At 49.6% G+C, this 16,789-nt stretch carries 20 protein-coding genes; all 20 read left to right on the top strand.

Going from position 1 to position 16,789, the window contains the following annotated elements:
• The first annotated feature begins 102 nt into the window (after positions 1-102).
• The 20 genes from modA (at position 103) to QVE09_RS17290 (ending at position 16,747) form a co-directional block, all read left to right on the top strand.
• The gene (modA, locus tag QVE09_RS17385) at positions 103-975 is read left to right on the top strand and encodes a molybdate ABC transporter substrate-binding protein (RefSeq protein ID WP_315937791.1); all 873 of its coding nucleotides are present in this window, start codon (positions 103-105) and stop codon (positions 973-975) included.
• Positions 972-1,658, top strand: a complete 687-nt coding sequence (gene modB / locus QVE09_RS17380) for a molybdate ABC transporter permease subunit (protein ID WP_315937790.1) — start codon at positions 972-974, stop codon at positions 1,656-1,658. The genes modA and modB overlap by 4 nt, the downstream gene beginning before the upstream one ends.
• 261 nt (positions 1,659-1,919) lie before the next feature.
• Complete coding sequence (locus QVE09_RS17375; protein WP_315937789.1) at positions 1,920-2,252, top strand: hypothetical protein; 333 nt, start codon at positions 1,920-1,922, stop codon at positions 2,250-2,252.
• A gap of 297 nt (positions 2,253-2,549) precedes the next feature.
• Positions 2,550-3,389 (top strand): transporter substrate-binding domain-containing protein, encoded by an 840-nt coding sequence (locus QVE09_RS17370; protein WP_315937788.1) that lies wholly within the window; start codon positions 2,550-2,552, stop codon positions 3,387-3,389.
• 23 nt (positions 3,390-3,412) lie between these two features.
• The gene (locus QVE09_RS17365) at positions 3,413-4,156 is read left to right on the top strand and encodes an amino acid ABC transporter permease (protein ID WP_315937787.1); all 744 of its coding nucleotides are present in this window, start codon (positions 3,413-3,415) and stop codon (positions 4,154-4,156) included.
• Positions 4,157-4,160: 4 nt separating this feature from the next.
• On the top strand, positions 4,161-4,871 hold the full coding sequence (locus QVE09_RS17360) for an amino acid ABC transporter permease (protein WP_315937786.1): 711 nt from the start codon (positions 4,161-4,163) through the stop codon (positions 4,869-4,871).
• Positions 4,868-5,620 (top strand): amino acid ABC transporter ATP-binding protein, encoded by a 753-nt coding sequence (locus tag QVE09_RS17355; protein ID WP_315937785.1) that lies wholly within the window; start codon positions 4,868-4,870, stop codon positions 5,618-5,620. Before QVE09_RS17360 ends, QVE09_RS17355 begins: the two co-directional genes overlap by 4 nt.
• Positions 5,621-5,741: 121 nt before the next feature.
• Positions 5,742-6,029, top strand: a complete 288-nt coding sequence (locus QVE09_RS17350) for a hypothetical protein (RefSeq protein ID WP_017692509.1) — start codon at positions 5,742-5,744, stop codon at positions 6,027-6,029.
• Between the two features lie 23 nt (positions 6,030-6,052).
• Positions 6,053-6,394: an alpha-helical endospore appendage domain-containing protein gene (locus tag QVE09_RS17345; RefSeq protein WP_017692510.1), complete on the top strand. Its 342-nt coding sequence runs from the start codon at positions 6,053-6,055 to the stop codon at positions 6,392-6,394.
• Positions 6,391-6,690 carry a hypothetical protein gene (locus QVE09_RS17340; protein WP_076211204.1) on the top strand — a complete coding sequence of 100 codons (300 nt, stop codon included), beginning with the start codon at positions 6,391-6,393 and terminating at the stop codon, positions 6,688-6,690. The genes QVE09_RS17345 and QVE09_RS17340 overlap by 4 nt, the downstream gene beginning before the upstream one ends.
• 1 nt (position 6,691) lies before the next feature.
• Complete coding sequence (locus tag QVE09_RS17335) at positions 6,692-7,033, top strand: hypothetical protein (RefSeq protein WP_315937784.1); 342 nt, start codon at positions 6,692-6,694, stop codon at positions 7,031-7,033.
• Positions 7,034-7,284: 251 nt separating this feature from the next.
• Positions 7,285-8,379, top strand: a complete 1,095-nt coding sequence (locus QVE09_RS17330) for a CgeB family protein (RefSeq protein ID WP_315937783.1) — start codon at positions 7,285-7,287, stop codon at positions 8,377-8,379.
• Positions 8,380-8,439: 60 nt separating this feature from the next.
• The gene (locus tag QVE09_RS17325) at positions 8,440-9,579 is read left to right on the top strand and encodes a CgeB family protein (RefSeq protein WP_315937782.1); all 1,140 of its coding nucleotides are present in this window, start codon (positions 8,440-8,442) and stop codon (positions 9,577-9,579) included.
• 66 nt (positions 9,580-9,645) lie between these two features.
• Positions 9,646-11,271, top strand: a complete 1,626-nt coding sequence (locus tag QVE09_RS17320) for a glycosyltransferase family 4 protein (RefSeq protein WP_315937781.1) — start codon at positions 9,646-9,648, stop codon at positions 11,269-11,271.
• Positions 11,272-11,285: 14 nt separating this feature from the next.
• Positions 11,286-12,377 carry a non-hydrolyzing UDP-N-acetylglucosamine 2-epimerase gene (gene wecB, locus QVE09_RS17315; protein WP_315937780.1) on the top strand — a complete coding sequence of 364 codons (1,092 nt, stop codon included), beginning with the start codon at positions 11,286-11,288 and terminating at the stop codon, positions 12,375-12,377.
• Positions 12,370-13,356, top strand: coding sequence for a polysaccharide biosynthesis protein (locus QVE09_RS17310; RefSeq protein WP_315937779.1), 987 nt, complete (start codon positions 12,370-12,372; stop codon positions 13,354-13,356). The genes wecB and QVE09_RS17310 overlap by 8 nt, the downstream gene beginning before the upstream one ends.
• Positions 13,353-14,180 carry a dTDP-4-dehydrorhamnose reductase family protein gene (locus tag QVE09_RS17305; RefSeq protein ID WP_315937778.1) on the top strand — a complete coding sequence of 276 codons (828 nt, stop codon included), beginning with the start codon at positions 13,353-13,355 and terminating at the stop codon, positions 14,178-14,180. The genes QVE09_RS17310 and QVE09_RS17305 overlap by 4 nt, the downstream gene beginning before the upstream one ends.
• A complete protein-coding gene (locus QVE09_RS17300; RefSeq protein ID WP_315937777.1) occupies positions 14,162-15,103 on the top strand; it encodes an NAD-dependent epimerase/dehydratase family protein in 942 nt (313 codons plus the stop codon). The genes QVE09_RS17305 and QVE09_RS17300 overlap by 19 nt, the downstream gene beginning before the upstream one ends.
• On the top strand, positions 15,100-15,816 hold the full coding sequence (locus QVE09_RS17295) for a glycosyltransferase (RefSeq protein WP_315937776.1): 717 nt from the start codon (positions 15,100-15,102) through the stop codon (positions 15,814-15,816). The genes QVE09_RS17300 and QVE09_RS17295 overlap by 4 nt, the downstream gene beginning before the upstream one ends.
• A 214-nt stretch (positions 15,817-16,030) precedes the next feature.
• Positions 16,031-16,747, top strand: a complete 717-nt coding sequence (locus QVE09_RS17290; RefSeq protein ID WP_315937775.1) for a glycosyltransferase — start codon at positions 16,031-16,033, stop codon at positions 16,745-16,747.
• The last annotated feature ends 42 nt before the right edge of the window (positions 16,748-16,789 follow it).

Below are 16,789 nucleotides of genomic sequence, written 5' to 3'. Positions count from 1 at the left end.
AGTGGGATTGAAATCACCTTCCCATTTGATTCGTCTTGTGTATAATTAAATATAATCAATTATAACTAGTTATATCTAAAGATAACGTTGGGGGAGAAATGAATGAGAAAGAGAATCGGATATATGTTGGGAAGTATGTCACTGGGACTGGCTCTTGTATTGGCTGGTTGTGGTGCAAGCACGAGCACTACGGATACATCCACGGGTGCAGAACAAACGACTTCAACGCCAGCGGCATCAGGTGAAAGTTCATCAGCGGGGAAAAGTGATCCTCAGGAAACGGTAGATCTGACGATCTCTGCGGCTGCAAGTCTGACCGATGCGATGAAAGAGATTGAAACCAATTATGAGCTAGCTAATCCTTATATAGAACTTAATTTCAACTTTGGTGCATCAGGTGCCTTGCAACAGCAGATTGAACAGGGTGCCCCGGCGGATATCTTTGTATCGGCGGCAACCAAAAATATGAATGCGCTGGTGGATGAGAACCTGATTGCATCGGGTGATCAGAAGAATTTGCTACAGAATTCACTGGTGGCGATTGTGCCAGCAGATGGGACCCATAACGTAACCAACGAAACGGATCTCACCAGCGACTCCATCAAGACGGTAGCGATTGGGATTCCGGAAAGTGTGCCTGCGGGAACCTATGCCAAGGAAGCTCTGACCAATGCCAAGCTGTGGGATGAACTGGAAAGCAAACTTGTGCAGGGCAAAGACGTTAGACAGGTTCTTCAATATGTAGAGACGGGTAATGCAGATGCAGGATTTGTATATAAAACAGATGCTCTTACTTCGGATCAGGTGAAAATTGCGTTTGAGGTGGACAAGAACAGCTACACACCAGCCAATTATCCAATAGGCATTATTGAAGGAACCAAACACCGTACTGAGGCCGAACAATTCTATGCGTATTTACAAACCCCTGAAGTACTGGATATCTTCGAGAAATACGGATTCACAATTCCGGAATGAATGTGAACGCCATAGACTGGTCCGTATTCTGGTCACCGGTGCGCTTATCACTTCAGGTTGCGCTGTTATCCAGCGTGGTGGCCACTGTGCTCGGAATCACGATAGCCTGGAAGATGTCACGTTCTTCATTTCGGGGAAAGATTCTGCTGGAAACGGCATTTATGCTGCCGTTAGTCCTTCCTCCGACGGTGGTTGGATTTCTGTTACTTGTCATACTGGGGCGTAAAAGTCTGTTTGGACAATGGATTGAAGCCATATTCTCCGCACCGGTTATTTTCACCTGGTGGGCTGCGGTGATTGCTGCGGTGGTGGTTGCTTTTCCACTCGTGTATCAGACGATGAAATCGGGATTCAGTGGTGTGGATCGTGATCTGGAGGATGCGGGTCGATCGATTGGGGCGAATGAGTGGCAGGTCTTTCGTTACATTTCCTTACCGCTCGCAGGCAGAGCACTGATGACCGCCTTCATCCTGGGCTTTGCCCGGGCACTCGGGGAATTCGGAGCCACACTGATGATTGCGGGCAATATTCCGGGCAAAACACAAACGGTACCCACCGCCATCTATGTCGCTGTAGATTCAGGCAATCAAACCATGGCCTGGGCATGGACTGTTTCCATTATCATCATCTCGTTTATCATGTTATTGATGACCAGACAGCAGCGCGATGGAAAAAACGACTGAAATTTAAATGTATCCGCAATATATATGATGAAGTAAAACCCGTTTTAAGGAAAAAACGTCTTCCTTAATGCGGGTTTTTATTATAGATTTCATATGTATCAATATCAAAGATTTACCCAATTGGATCTAATAGAAATGTAAAGCTTTTTTAACATAAAAAATAAAAAAAATTAATCATTCAGTACTCGCTTTCAGTGGGCTTGTTCCTGTAAGATAGAAGTAATTGATTCCAGCCAAGTACTGAAATAAGGAGAGACGACGATGAACACTAAATCTGATTGCGGCGTTTCGTTGCAAATCGATGACTATCTGGATCTTTTGCATTTTGCCATCCAAATTCAGGATCAGGAATGGCAGCAGTCCCTTATCCGCCAACTCAAAATATTTCAGACGGCGACGGAGCAGCAGCGCACACCTGAAGAGGAATTATGGACACGGTTTGATTATATCAACAGCAAACTGACAGGTCTGTGCCACCAGATTCATGCCGCTCATTCCATGGATGAACGCAAGAAGTTTGAGGAACGGATCAGTCTCTTACAATTACAGCGAGTGGAAGTTGCACGTAAAATTAAATGGGCGAGCCGCAGATAGATGAGTAGTGTAAACACCAAGTGATACACCGCCAAAATGGTATATTCAGTGAAAGTCATACAAGAAGAAGCCATCCGCCAATCGATATGGGGGATGGCTTTTTTTGTCCTATAGAGAAGTCCTATAACCATATCAGGATGTCCTATTAGTTTAGTTATTGCCCAAAGATGACTTGTAATGATATTCTTTGTTCAACCTAATTCCGACTATACAAGTAAGAATGGTTTGTTAATAGGTTAGAGGAATGGGAGTACACATCATATTTGCTGTGATAACAGCCTGTGGAGGAGATTGGGAATGATTAAAAAACGGGGGATTCAACAATTCCGGACAGCACTGCTGTTCATTACAATGCTGGCGGTACTGGCTGGATGCAGTACAGGAACTGCAAGCAATGATTCAGAATCTGCTTCGGCAGCAGGCGACACCAAAGTGAAAAAAATCATTGTAGGAACAGGTACACAGTTCCCGAATGTCTGCTTCATTGATGAGAATGGCAAGTTAACCGGATATGATGTGGAACTGATCCGGGAGATCGACAAACGTTTGCCTGAGTATGAATTCGAATTCAGCACGATGGATTTCAAAAACCTGCTGCTGAGTCTGGAAACGAAAAAAATTGACCTGATCGCGCACCAGATGGAAGTGAATGATGAGAGACAGGCCAAGTTCCTGTTTAATGATGAAGCCTATAATATTTTTCCAAATAAAATTGTCGTAAGTCAGAAAAATGAGGAAGTAAAATCGATTGAGGATCTGAAGGGTAAAAAACTGATTGTTGGTGCTACGAGTAATGCGGCTGTACTTGCTGAGAAATGGAATGCAGCGAACGGCAACGGGATTGATATCGTCTATTCCGGAGCAGGTGAGGATACCATTACTCAGATCAAAACAGGCCGGGTGGATGCCACCATCAGCACTCAGTTTGCCATTGATTATCAGAATAAAGCGGTTGATGCTCAGTTGAAAACGGTAGGAGATGCCCTCTCCAACTCCAAAGTGTACTTCATTCTGAACAAAGATGAGCAGGAGCTCAAAACCAAAGTAGACGAAGCGCTCAAAGCGATCAAAGAAGATGGAACGTTAGGCAAACTGAGCACAGAGTGGCTTGGAGCTGACTATACGGTTGAAGAGTAGTCTGAGAAAGGTGTGCAGCGGTAATGGGAAAATCATTTGATCTGTCATTGGTTCTGGATTTTATCCCGGAACTGCTACGATATTTGCATATAACACTGATTGTACTGGGTGGTTCCATCGTGCTCGGACTGGTGGGCGGCGTACTTCTGGCCGTTCCCCGGCTGTATCGGATTCCGGTACTAAGCCAGCTGGCTACCCTGTACGTCTCATTCATGCGGGGCACACCGATCCTGATCAAATTGTTCCTGGTGTATTACGGACTTCCCGAGTTGCTCAAACCCATTGGCATCGACCTGTCGAGAACCGACCCGTTGTTATTTGTCATTGTGACCTATGCGCTTAGTGATGCGGCATCCTTTGCCGAGATCTTTCGCGGAGCGGTGCGCAGTGTGGATAAAGGTCAGACGGAAGCAGCCTATGCTGCGGGCATGACGACATTCCAGTCTTTTCGGCGGATTGTTGTTCCGCAGGCACTGATTGTTGCTTTTCCCAACATGGCTAATACATTAGTCGGTTCATTGAAGGATACGTCTCTGGCCTTCTCCATCGGTGTCATGGACATGGTGGGCAGAGGGCAGACGTTAATCTCCGCCACGTCCCACGCACTTGAGGTGTATATCAGTTTGTCCGTGGTCTATTATGTCATTGTCATTGTGCTTGAAAAAGGATTTGCCGTTGCAGAACGCAGACTCCAGCGTCATGAACGCAAGAGGGTCGTACACAAACCGGCAATTCGAGCCAAACGCCTGAAACGAATAGCGGGGTGAGCATATGTCGATTGATCTCGAGTTTATCTATACATCTTTTTTTCAAATTCTGAAGGCATTGCCACTGACACTCGTCATTACGATTGTGCCGTTGATTGCAGGCTTCGGGATTGGTCTGGCTACGGCTCTGATCCGTATTTATCGTGTGCGGTGGATTCATCGCATTGCTGACTTCTACGTTTCATTCCTGCGTGGAACACCGATGCTGATGCATCTATTTCTCATCTATTACGGCATTCCGATGATTATCGATAAGCTGGCGGAACGTTACGGTTGGGCTTTCCAATCCTCGTCGATTCCAATTCTCGTATTTGTACTGATTGCTTTCTCACTCACTGCGGGCGCCTATATGTCCGAGATTATCCGTTCAGGCATTCTTGCTGTGGATATCGGCCAGATGGAGGCGGCTCACGCTGTAGGCATGAGCACATTCCAGGCTTTAAGGCGTATTATCATCCCTCAAGCGATCGGGGCTGTATTGCCTAACCTGTGCAGTATGTTTGTTGGATTCCTGCATGGATCAACACTCGCTTTTACCGTGTCTCAGATGGATATACTCGGTAAAGCGGATGTGGTGGCATCCGTCAGTCTGAAGTTTTTGGAGGCCTTTATCGCCGCAGCATTCATCTATTGGGGGCTGACCATCATTGCCGAGCGGATTACCGCTTTACTTGAGCGTCGGGTTGCCGTGTACAGCAAAGGAGGCGTGTCATGATTACACTAACAAACATACACAAAACTTTTGGCAAGCAGGAAGTATTGAAGGGCATTGATCTGACCGTGGAACAGGGCGATGTCGTAGCGATTCTTGGACCGAGCGGATCAGGTAAAACAACGCTGCTGCGCTGCGTCAATTTTCTGGAACGTGCCGATGAGGGCGAGGTTCAGATCAGCGGATTAACCGTAGATTGCAAGCATGCACGCAAACATGACATTGTGCAGTTGAGACGTAAAACGGCGATGGTATTCCAGCATTATAATCTGTTCAAACACAAGACGGTGCTGGATAACGTCACGGAGGGATTAATTATTGCCCAGAAAATGTCCAAAGCCGATGCCCGCACGCGTGCCTTGCGTGTGCTTGAACAAGTCGGACTGTCTGCCAAAATCAATGAGTATCCAAGTATGTTGTCAGGTGGACAACAGCAACGGGTAGGCATCGCCAGAGCACTGGCACTGAATCCTGAAGTGATTTTGTTTGATGAACCGACCTCGGCGCTGGACCCCGAGCTGGTGGGTGAAGTATTGTCTGTCATCCGCTCCATTGCTCAAGAGGGGATTACCATGATTGTAGTCACCCATGAAATGGGGTTTGCCCGTGAGGTGGCAAATCGGGTTGTTTTCATGGATGGAGGTTCCGTTGTGGAGGAAGGAACCCCGGAAGAGGTGTTTGTGCGTCCCAAGCAGGATCGTACACGCCAATTCCTCAGTCGCTATTCTTCTGACTGGAGTTATGTCATCTGACGATATAGGCGCAAGCTGTAGTAACTGACGATCCCGGCCCGGCATATGCTGTAACAGGCAAATGCTGATAGGCCGGGTTTTTCTATGGGTGAAGCAGGCCGTGACGGTAAGGAGGAGGACCATGCAGAGCAAAATCGATGAAATCATCACACATATTGCACACTCTCACCAGCAGATCGCACGTGTGCTGGATGCCAAACGCCAAGTCGCTGTACGCATGTCTGAAATCATCAATCATTTGCCAGATATCGAACCGGAGTTGGATGGCGTTGACGGTCTGCTGGATAGCTCTGGGCAAATCAACAAAAGCATTATCTCTTACTTGGGGGGCCTTGCAGATCTGGAAGAGGCTGTAGCCGAAACGCTGACCCAAGTCATGCGGGAGATCGCGGTTCAAGAGGAAGAATAAGCCCGGAAGGCGGGTGAAGGAACATGAGTAGAGAACAGAGCCTCATTCTGATGCTGGATGCAGCAGCCAAAATGCAGTGGAATATTGCCCTGATCCTGGAGGCAAAAGCGATTGAGGCCGAGAAGGTACGGAACTGGACGCTGAATCATTTGAATGGAGATACCTTTCTGACGCATGGGGATCAGGTAGGCGAGCCACTCAAAATGCATGATCAGCTGGTGGAGTTGCTGGAAGGTTTAACCCGGATGGAGACCGGACTGTGCAACAATCTCAAAGCGGTGATGGTACAGAACGACAGCGAAGATGGCGGCGGTATGGACGGTGGCATGTTTGGCGGCATGGATCTGGGAGACATGGGAAAATGAGTCTGATGCGGCGTGAGCAGGAAGCTAAACTGGCACTCATTGAATCCATTGCACACAGTCAGCAGGCGCTGGCACGCATTCTGGACAGTGTAGCCAGTGTAACCGCTCATTCGGAAGTATCCGCCCGCAGTCTGGCCGAGAACATTCGTTTGCTGAGTCGTTATCAGGAAGAAATGTCACGTATGGTTACGGGAATCAGGCTGGCCCGAATCCAGCATGGGGAGCCTGGCTTGCCGTGGCTCAAAGACCCCGGGTGTGCAATTCGTATCGTTCGGGACATACAGGAGGAATGTTGACATGTTAAAGAAGAAGAAAATACGACTGAGAACCAAAAGAACTTTGTTAACCCGTGGAGCCCGTCTGCGCAAAATTCGCAAGCTGCGTGCGCTCAGAGCCAAACGTGTTCTTCACAAACGCCCACTTAAAGGACGCAGTGCGTGGCTCAAAAAAAAGAAACGTACGGTACGGCGGCACCGGAGTCCGAAGCCCGTACAACCAGTCGTCCCGGCTACCCCTACCGATCCGAACCCGGACGGTGCGTACAGCCAGGGATACAACGAGGCGTACAACGAGGGATTCAACGCGGGTTTCGCAAAGGGATTCGAGGACGGACATCAGCTGGCATACAAAGCACAGTAACCGAGTAGACACGATTATTCCTGCATGGAATGATACCTGTATAACAGTAGCCCGGGGGGACAGATCCCTCCGGGATATTTGCATCGCCGCAAAAGCGGACATGCCCGTACAGGCGGATGTGGAGGGCAAGCGCCAATTTTGCGCCTTGCAGGACACCCGTCCATGATGCATCTGACCCCGAGGCATATCCTTTAGAGGGAAGACCAATCTCGGGGAGAGTCTGGAAGTGAGATCTCCTGAAGGAAGACAGGGTGAAGAATGTGGCAAAACGAAGGCACCGTCCGCTGACCGAAGCGGAAACAGCTTACCGCGGCGGATATGCAGAAGGCCGCAGATTTGGCGGCTGTCAAGCCATGATGGAGCGGGTGCAGATGTTTGAACCGACCCTGCGGGACATGAAGGTGTTATATATTCCGCAAGGATTCGATGCCATCGATGAAGGTGTCACCTTGGCTCTGCAGCAGTCTGTACGTGAATGCGTTGTTGGATCGCCAGCAGCGATGTTGCAGGAAGCCAGTCAGCATCGGCCCGATGTCGTGCTCGTCATGAATGGTCTGCATGTATTTCCCCCAGATCATGTGGAGCAGGTGAATGGCATACGTGCACTCGGTATCCGAACTGCCGTGTGGTTTGTGGATGATCCGTATTTCACCGAAGATACAACGTCCCTTTGCCAGCACTATGATGTCGTGTTCACGCATGAAGAGGCCGCGGTGTCCTTCTATCTGGGACATGGAGCGAACCAGGTCATCTATATGCCACTCGCGGTGAATCCAGGCATGTTTCAACCGCGGCGCGCGGCACCGCAGCATCAATACGACATTTGTTTTATCGGTACCGGATTTTGGAACCGGATTGCCTTGTTTGATGAGTTGGCCCCTTTTCTTGCGGACAAAAAGGTGTTCATTGCGGGTAGCCAGTGGAACCGGTTGGCACGCTTTGATGTACTAGGACGTTTCATCTACGAAGGGTGGATTGCTCCCGGAGAGACAGTGGATTATTACAATGGCGCCAAGATCGTCATTAATATTCACCGGACTTGCGAGAATGGGGAAGACAATCGTAACACACACCATCTTGTAGGTCGCTCGGTTAATCCTCGTACGTATGAGATCAGCGCCTGCGGCACAATGCAGATTACGGATGCACGTGCAGATTTACCCCGTTATTATAAGCCGGGATATGACATCGAGACGTTCACCAATGCAGCAGAACTTCAGCGCAAGATTCACTATTATCTGAAGCATGAAGAAGAACGACAGGCGATGGCGTGGCGGGGACTTCTCACCACGATGAACCAGCACACATTCACTCGTCGCATCGGTCAGTTGCTGGAACATTTGTAATCCCCATCTGAAGTGCAGCACCAACGAGAACTCTATCCCAAAAAATAAAGGAGTGGCGGTATGTCTCTCAAACACCGTAAAACCAAAAAGGTTCATGCACCTGTACTGAGCCTGACTGATCAAGCGCGCAAAAATGGGCAACATGCCGGATATGACGCAGGTAAGGAAGAAGGATATCTGCGTGGTCGCGCCAACTATATTGTGAATTGTGCACAGGAACCGTTGCCTTTCCGGCAGCTTCACGTGCTGTATGTATCCTCGGGTAAAGGCTTCCCTTACTCCCCGTTGGATGAGGCCATTATGGCCACGCTACAGGGCATGGTAGCTCAGGTAACCCTCTCTGATCCGCGTCAACCAATTTCTGAAATTGCGCTGCAGACACGTCCTGATCTTGTGCTTGTGCTGGATGGAATGGATATTCCCGTCGAGCATATCGATGCGATTCGCGAAGCGGGCATTCAGACGGCGATCTGGCTCACGGATGACCCGTACTATACAGATATGACGCTGGAAATTGTGAAACATTTTGACCATATCTTTACGCTTGAACTGAACTGTGTGGAATTGTACCGCCAAAGCGGTTGTGCGTCGGTTCACTACCTCCCTTTTGCCGCATTCACCAATCATTACTTCCCGATTACAACTCCTTCCCCGTTAAAACGGGATGTCAGCTTTATCGGCTCGGCCTACTGGAACCGGGTATATTTCTTCAATCCGATCATGCCTCAGTTGATGTCACACAATACGGTATTTAACGGAATCTGGTGGGATCGCCTGCCTGACTATACTGCCTATGGCGAGAAGATTGAGCTCGGTCGCTGGATGAGTCCGCCGGAGACCAATGATGTATATAATGGCACCAAAATTGTCATCAACCTGCATCGATCCCACGAAGATGATTCCGTCAATAATAATCACCTCAAAATCCCGCCAGCCTCACCGAACCCGAGAACGTTTGAAATTGCCGCGTCCACGACGCTACAGCTGACCGACGCCCGGGATGACATTGCGCGTTTCTACAAACCGGGGGTGGAGATTGAGACATATTCCTCGCCGCAGGAGTTACTCGACAAGGTGGAATATTATCTTACTCATGAGAAGGAACGCCGTGAGATTGCACTTCGTGGACTCGAACGTACACTGAAAGACCACACGTATGGCAAAAGAATTAATGAAATGTTAACTATCATATTTCCTTAATCCTGGCCGGGAGGAGGTGTGCACAGTACCCTGTATCGGATATCTGCATACAGGGTCCGTGCGGCCATGGCAACGAAACCAAAGATGATGTTATTTTCGCATGTGTGCAATACTCGCAGCATTACAGGTGCAGAGAAGCTGCTGCTTCATTTTATGAGAGAGATCGGTACGATCTTTGAGTGTGTGCTCATTGTTCCCCAGGATGGGAAGCTGGCGGGGCTTGCACGAAGATTCGGCATTCAGGTCAAAATATGCACTCTGCCGATGCTTCACGGTGTGTACACACCTTACCTGGGCATTGCAAATGATGCGGAGCAACTTCGCCATACACCAGCATATCAGGAAGTGGTCTCCCTCATACGGGAGACTGCTCCCGATCTCGTGTTAACGAATACCTGTGTCAATGTGATGCCGGCAGTAGCGGCGAAGTCGCTTCAGATTCCGATTATCTGGAAGATTACCGAGATCATTCATACGAATGAACATACAACCGAGGCGATTCAGATGATTGGTCGCTATGCAGACTGGATTATCGGTATATCCGAGACAGCGGTGGCCCCATTCCAAGAAGCAGGCATAGGTGACAAGGTGACCATCATTTCCCCTACCTGGGAACCCGCGTTACCAGCACCGGACCGTTGGGTTCATTTGCGCGAACGTAAGCGTAAGGAGCTCGGTTTCAAATCATCGCAGACCTGTATCGGTTATATTTCTTCATTTATATATGATGCCAAAGGGTTGAAACCTTTTGTGGATATGGCCTTGAGGATCTGCGAAACACATTCGCGCTGTCGATTCTGGATCATCGGGGCACCATCGGAGAAAAAGTATTACGACGAGTGTGTATCACGGGTGAAAAAATCCGGGTATTCACGCCGATTTACCTTCACTACATTTGAAGAGAACGTATCTCTGGCGTATACCGCCATGGATATCGTGGTCATCCCAAGCATGGTCAAAGAAGGATTTGGCATGACCGCACTGGAGGGTCTCTATTTTGCGAAACCGGTGATCGCTTTTGCTCAGGGTGGACTGAAGGAATTAATGGAATCCGTAGGCAGTGATGCATTTCTGGCACCGCCGGGTGATACCGAAGCGCTTGTTACCTTGGCAACAACCTTGCTGAATGATTCAGAGCTGGCCTCGAATACGGGGTGGCGCAATCGGACAGAAGCGGAAAGGCTCTACGGGATTGAAACCTACCGAACGAAACTGCATACGATGGTGACACAGTGGTTATTGCGTTTTCCCGGATGGTTTGCTTATATCCAACCTCCGAATGGACCTGTGTATACACATGGGGAGGGAGGACTACGCACTGTACTGGTTCTGGAGCCGGCTACGGTTCGGGCACTGTTATTCCCTCTGACCGTCATACAGGCGTTGCCACATTCCTCATTACCTCCACTCGCATTGGGTCACGACGCTCCGGGTGCCTCAGGTACTGGCCCAGCTGCAAAGCTGATTCAACAGAGGGGCAAAACGCGGAAACGTCGTCGCAAGTCACTTGCACCTCGTTCTCGCCGAGACCGTGAGGGGCTGAAGCGTACTTCCGGAACTGGTAGACGTAAGGGGAGACCCCGTACAACGAAGGGACCGCGTCCGCATATGGGTAAATCGGCTAGTCGCAGACGCAAATCTGCCAAGACGGGACGTAGCCGAGCAGGGCGCAAGGGTTCCAATACAAGATGAAGGCAGGGATTACGATGAAGATCATGACGGTGCTGGGTACGAGACCTGAGATCATACGGCTCAGCCTGATCATCTCCAAGCTGGACCAGTACGCGTCCCAACATATTCTGGTGCACACGGGACAGAACTTCACGGAAAGTCTCAGCGGTCTCTTTTTCAAGGAAATGGGCCTGCGCGCACCGGATTACGTTCTTCAGGATGAAGCGGCCTCTCTGGGACGACAGTTGTCCTCGATGTTTACGCAGATGGAAGATCTGATATTGCAGGAGAAACCCGATAAATTGCTGCTGCTCGGTGATACCAATAGCGCATTATGTGCCGTATTGGCTGAGCGCATGGGTGTTCCTGTTATTCATATGGAAGCAGGCAATCGTTGCTTCGACCTGGATGTGCCTGAAGAGAAAAATCGTAAAGTTATTGATGCCATCTCCACCGTTAATATGCCTTACACGGAACAGAGCAAGAAACATTTGATCAGCGAAGGGGTACCAAGCAGGCGCATCGTGCTAACGGGCAATCCCATCTATGAAGTAATGCAGCACTACGACGCGCAAGTAAGTTCTAGCAAAATACTCAAGAAGCTCAAACTGAAGTCCGGGCAATATTTCTTGGTTACTGCCCATCGAGCCGAGAATGTGGATCATGCCCCTCATTTGCTGGAGATTATGAAAGGACTGAACCAGGTCGCAGAGGAACACGGGTTGCGTGTGATCTGCAGTATTCATCCGCGTACAGCCATCCGGATTGCGGAGCATCTGCAACTGGAGATGGACCCACTGGTGGAGTTTCACGAGCCATTTGGATTCTTCGACTTTGTAATGCTTGAACGTCATGCACGCTGTGCACTTACGGATAGCGGTACCGTGCAGGAGGAGTGCTGCATTATGGGCGTGCCGACCGTAACGATGCGTCGAACTACCGAACGGCCGGAAACGGTGGATTGTGGCAGCAATGTGGTCTCCGGTCTGGATGCTGCGCGCATCGCTGATTGCGTGAAAATCATGACAAAGATGTCTAGCGACTGGGATTGCCCGCAAGGTTACAAAGCAACAGATGTATCCAGTAAAGTGGTTAAATTTCTGCTTGGAGGGAAAATGCATGTTTGAAAATAAGCGTATACTCGTGACTGGCGGTACGGGATCATGGGGTTATGAACTTGTGGCTCAACTGCTGCCCCAGCAGCCCAAAGAAATTATTGTATATTCCCGGAACGAGTCCAGCCAAGTGGCTATGAGTCGTGAATTTGAAGACCCACGTCTTCATTTCCGGATTGGAGATATTCGTGACAAGGACGCCTTGACGACGGCTTGCCAGCATGTGGACTATGTATTTCATCTGGCGGCACTCAAGCATGTTCCGGTGTGTGAAGACCAACCGTACGAAGCACTCAAAACCAATGTAATTGGTACACAGAATGTGATCGAGGCCGCTATTGAGAACAAGGTGGAAAAAGTAATCTATATCTCGACTGACAAGGCTGCCAATCCGTCCAACTTCTATGGCATGACCAAAGCGATCGGTGAGAAATTAATTGTATATGCCAACTTGTTACACAGCGATACCAAGTTTGTTACGGTACGGGGCGGGAATGTACTGGGAACAAACGGCAGTGTGGTACATCTGTTCAAGAATCAGATCCGCCAGAAAGGGCAGGTCTCCATCACGGATATGAGTATGACTCGATTCTTTCTTACGCTGAAGGATGCAATTACCCTGCTGTTCAAAGCTTCGGTGGAAAGTGTCGGCGGAGAGATCTTTGTCATGACAATGCCTACCTGCAAAATCGTTGATCTCGCGGAAGTGCTGATTGAGGATTCCGGTGTGGAGAATGTGAGCATTGTGGAACGTGGCATTCGTCCAGGGGAGAAAATCCATGAAATATTGATGAGTGAATTCGAGAGCATGACTACCGTTGTCTACGATGAGCAGTACCTGGTTATTCTTCCTACCCTGGGTATACCGGGTCTGCGTGAACATTACACCAATTGTCCCCCAGTCTCCTTTAACAGTTTCAGTTCTGAACACCAACTCATGACCAAAGAGGAGATTCGTGAAATTCTGAAACGCGGAGGATTCTTGTCATGAAACTGCTGATACTTGGTGGAAACGGAATGGCCGGCCATATTTTGGTCGACTATTTCCGCCGTCAAGGTGTACACAGCGTCTTCTACACATCTCGGGATGTAACGGACCCCAATGGTCTGCTCCTGGATGTGAACGACAGCTTCATGGTTGATCGATTGGTAGAAGCTGTGCACCCGGATGTGATTATTAATGCTGTAGGTGTGTTGAACAACTTTGCAGATGAGGACAAAATTACTGCATATCATATTAACGGTTTCCTGCCACATCGTCTGCGGCGGGTTGCAGATACGATTGGTGCACGCTTGATTCATATCAGCACGGACTGTGTGTTCAGCGGGGAACGGGGAGCATACCGGGAAGATGATGTTACGGATGGGACTTCAGCTTACGCCATCACCAAAGCACTTGGCGAAGTTCAGGATGAAGGTCATCTCACGATCCGTACGTCCATCATTGGACCCGAGATTCGGCAGGGCGGCATTGGTTTGATGCAATGGTTTATGTCCAGCACAGGTGAAGTCGGCGGGTATACCCGCGTATTCTGGAACGGTGTGACCACACTTGAGCTGGCTAAATGGGTAGACCATTACCTGGCCTCATCCGTTAGTGGACTGATCCACCTGGCTCATCCGGCACCTGTCAGCAAGCATGACCTGCTTGTGTTGTTCAAGCAGACCTGGGATAAGCAGGATGTGACGATTGTGCGTGATGACAGTGTAGTGCAGGACCGTACGCTGGTGTCCACTCGCGAGGATGTGAAGGCAGACCTGCCGGATTATTCTACAATGCTGAAGGAGCTGGCATTATGGATGGAGCAGAGCTGACAGGCAAGAGGGTGCTGATTACAGGCGCCTCCGGTTTTACCGGGCGACATGCCGTATCTTATTTTCGGGAAATTGGTGCAGTGGTTGCAGCGGTAGTCCGGAGACCGGATGTGCATTCGTTTGGTAAAGGTACTCAGGTCCATGTCTGTGATCTGAACGATAAACAGCAAGTACGTCATCTGATCGACGAGGTGCAGCCCGACTATGTGCTGCATCTCGCTGGCAAAAATTCAGTGCCTGATTCGTGGTCTGATCCGCTACTGGTCCTGGAGACCAATGTGATGGCCGTGCTGTATTTACTGGATGCGCTTCGCAGTTGTCCGACAGCACGAACCGTTATTGTAGGATCGAGGTTAAAATATACGCCGGAACCTGGCCGGATTCCCCAGCCTCCGCATCCATACAGCCTCAGTAAAGCGTTGGAAGAGATGGTGTCCTTGTCGTGGATGTCGCTCTTCGGACAACAGATCATGCTGGCGGAGCCGGGCAATCTGATTGGTGCGGGTCCTTCTACAGGCATCTGTTCACTGCTTGCGCGCCATGTTGTTGCCTGTGAGCAGGCGGGCAAAACCGAGGCATTCCGTCTCTCCGGCCGGGACAATACCCGTGACTTTCTGGATGTGCGGGATGCAGTCAGAGCATATGCGACCCTCCTGGTACAGGGGTCCAGCGGTACAGTATACCCGGTGGTGTCCGGAGTCGAGCGCAGTCTTGGTGAAATTGCAGATCTGCTGTTGTCTATGACAGAAGCGGAAGTCCCTGTTCGCTGGGATGGGGCATCTTCTGGTCCGGATGGCTCGGGAAAACAGGAGGAATTATCACTGCTGCGCAAGCTTGGCTGGCAGCCGATGATTCCATTTGCCACATCGCTTCAGGATATCCTGAGTGATGTTCGTGCCCAGCAAGGGAGGACGACAAATTGAATCCGAGAGTATCCATTGTCATTCCATTCTACAACTGCCCTTATGTGCCTCAGGCAATTCAGAGTGCGCTTAACCAGACGTATCCCGATGTGGAGATCATTGTTGTGAATGACGGTTCGACCCGGCATGCAGAGTTGCTTCAACCCTATCTTCGTTATATTCATGTGCTTGGCAAAAGCAATGGAGGGACGGCTTCGGCACTTAATCATGGCATCCGCCATGCCTCTGGTGATTATGTAGCCTGGCTCAGTTCGGATGATTATCTGTATCCGGATAAAATTCGTTATCAGCTGGAGTTTATGCAGCGTGAGAATGTGCTCGTCTCACATACCAACTTTCACTATATCAACGAGCATTCGGCAGTTACCAGAATGCATGGTGGGCCTGAACCGATGTCGGATATGGATTTACTACGACGGCTTGTTAACGGCAATCCGGTGAATGGCTGCACGGTCATGATTCGTAAGGATCTCTTTAGCGGAGTGGGGCTATTCGATGAACTTCTTCCCTACACCCATGATCTGGATCTCTGGATGCGTATTGTACTGAACGGTCATCGGTTCCCATACCTGAATGAACCGCTTACCGCATATCGCTGGCATGGTGGAATGGGATCGGTACGTCATGCGGATGTCATCGGCAGAGAGGCATCCATGGTATGGTCCAGATATCGGGAACCGCTGTTGCAGCGAATAGCGACGCTTGGCGGGTAGCGTAGGGAGGGCAGTTAAGAAAGCCATAAGATGGCTGATTAACGCCCTCTTTGCGCAGCATTTTTGCCGATGATAGTGAGGGTGGGGGAAGTCGATTAATGGTCCAAATGTGCTTCCGTAGCACCGCAGATGTCCGATACCGATCGAATGGATCTTCATATAATAGAAGAAAGCAATCGCTATGCAGAGACAAACGGGGGAAGGGGAGGACCGAATGGAGCCGAAGGTATCAATTGTCATTCCTTTTTATAATTGCGCGTACATCGAGCAGGCTGTTCACAGTGCCATTCACCAGACGTATCCGCATATCGAAGTCATCGTGGTGGATGATGGGTCAACCGAGCACGTGGAGCGGCTACAGCCATTCATGGATTCCATCCGCTATATTCACAAAGAAAACGGTGGAACCGCGACAGCATTAAATGAGGGCATCAAACATGCAACAGGGGATTACTTTGTCTGGCTCAGCTCAGATGATGTGATGCTGCTGGATCGGGTGGAGAAACAACTGAAGTTTATGCGAGAGGTCCAGGCTTCATTCTGCCATGGTGCCTACCATTATGTGAATGAGAAGAGTGAATGGTTGGATACGGTGCAGCCGGAAGTGGGGAGTCGTCTGGAGATGTTGCAGGTATTGCTCGAAGGTTGTCCGATCAATGGCTGTACTGTCATGTTAGAGATGGAAGCATTTGAGCGGTTCGGACTGTTCGACACTGATTTTCGCTACACCCATGACTATGAGATGTGGATGAGGCTGTTTCCAATGTATGAGCTGTTCTACTACAATGAACCTCTGATGTGCTACCGATTGCATGACTCGATGGGGACCAAACGCCATTTCAAGGCACTGGTTGCCGAGATGGAACGGGTTCAGGCGAAGCATCGGCCGATTCTGTTCAACTTGCTTCAGGTTGGTGGGTACTGGAAGTAGATGGATTTGGCAATGATGGCCGAATGGAATAGGTGTTAAATG

It is taken from the genome of Paenibacillus sp. ClWae2A (assembly GCF_032452295.1).
GTDB lineage: Bacteria > Bacillota > Bacilli > Paenibacillales > Paenibacillaceae > Paenibacillus.
The sequence above is the reverse complement of the archived record's forward strand: the minus strand, read 5'-3'. Positions and strand labels throughout refer to the sequence as shown.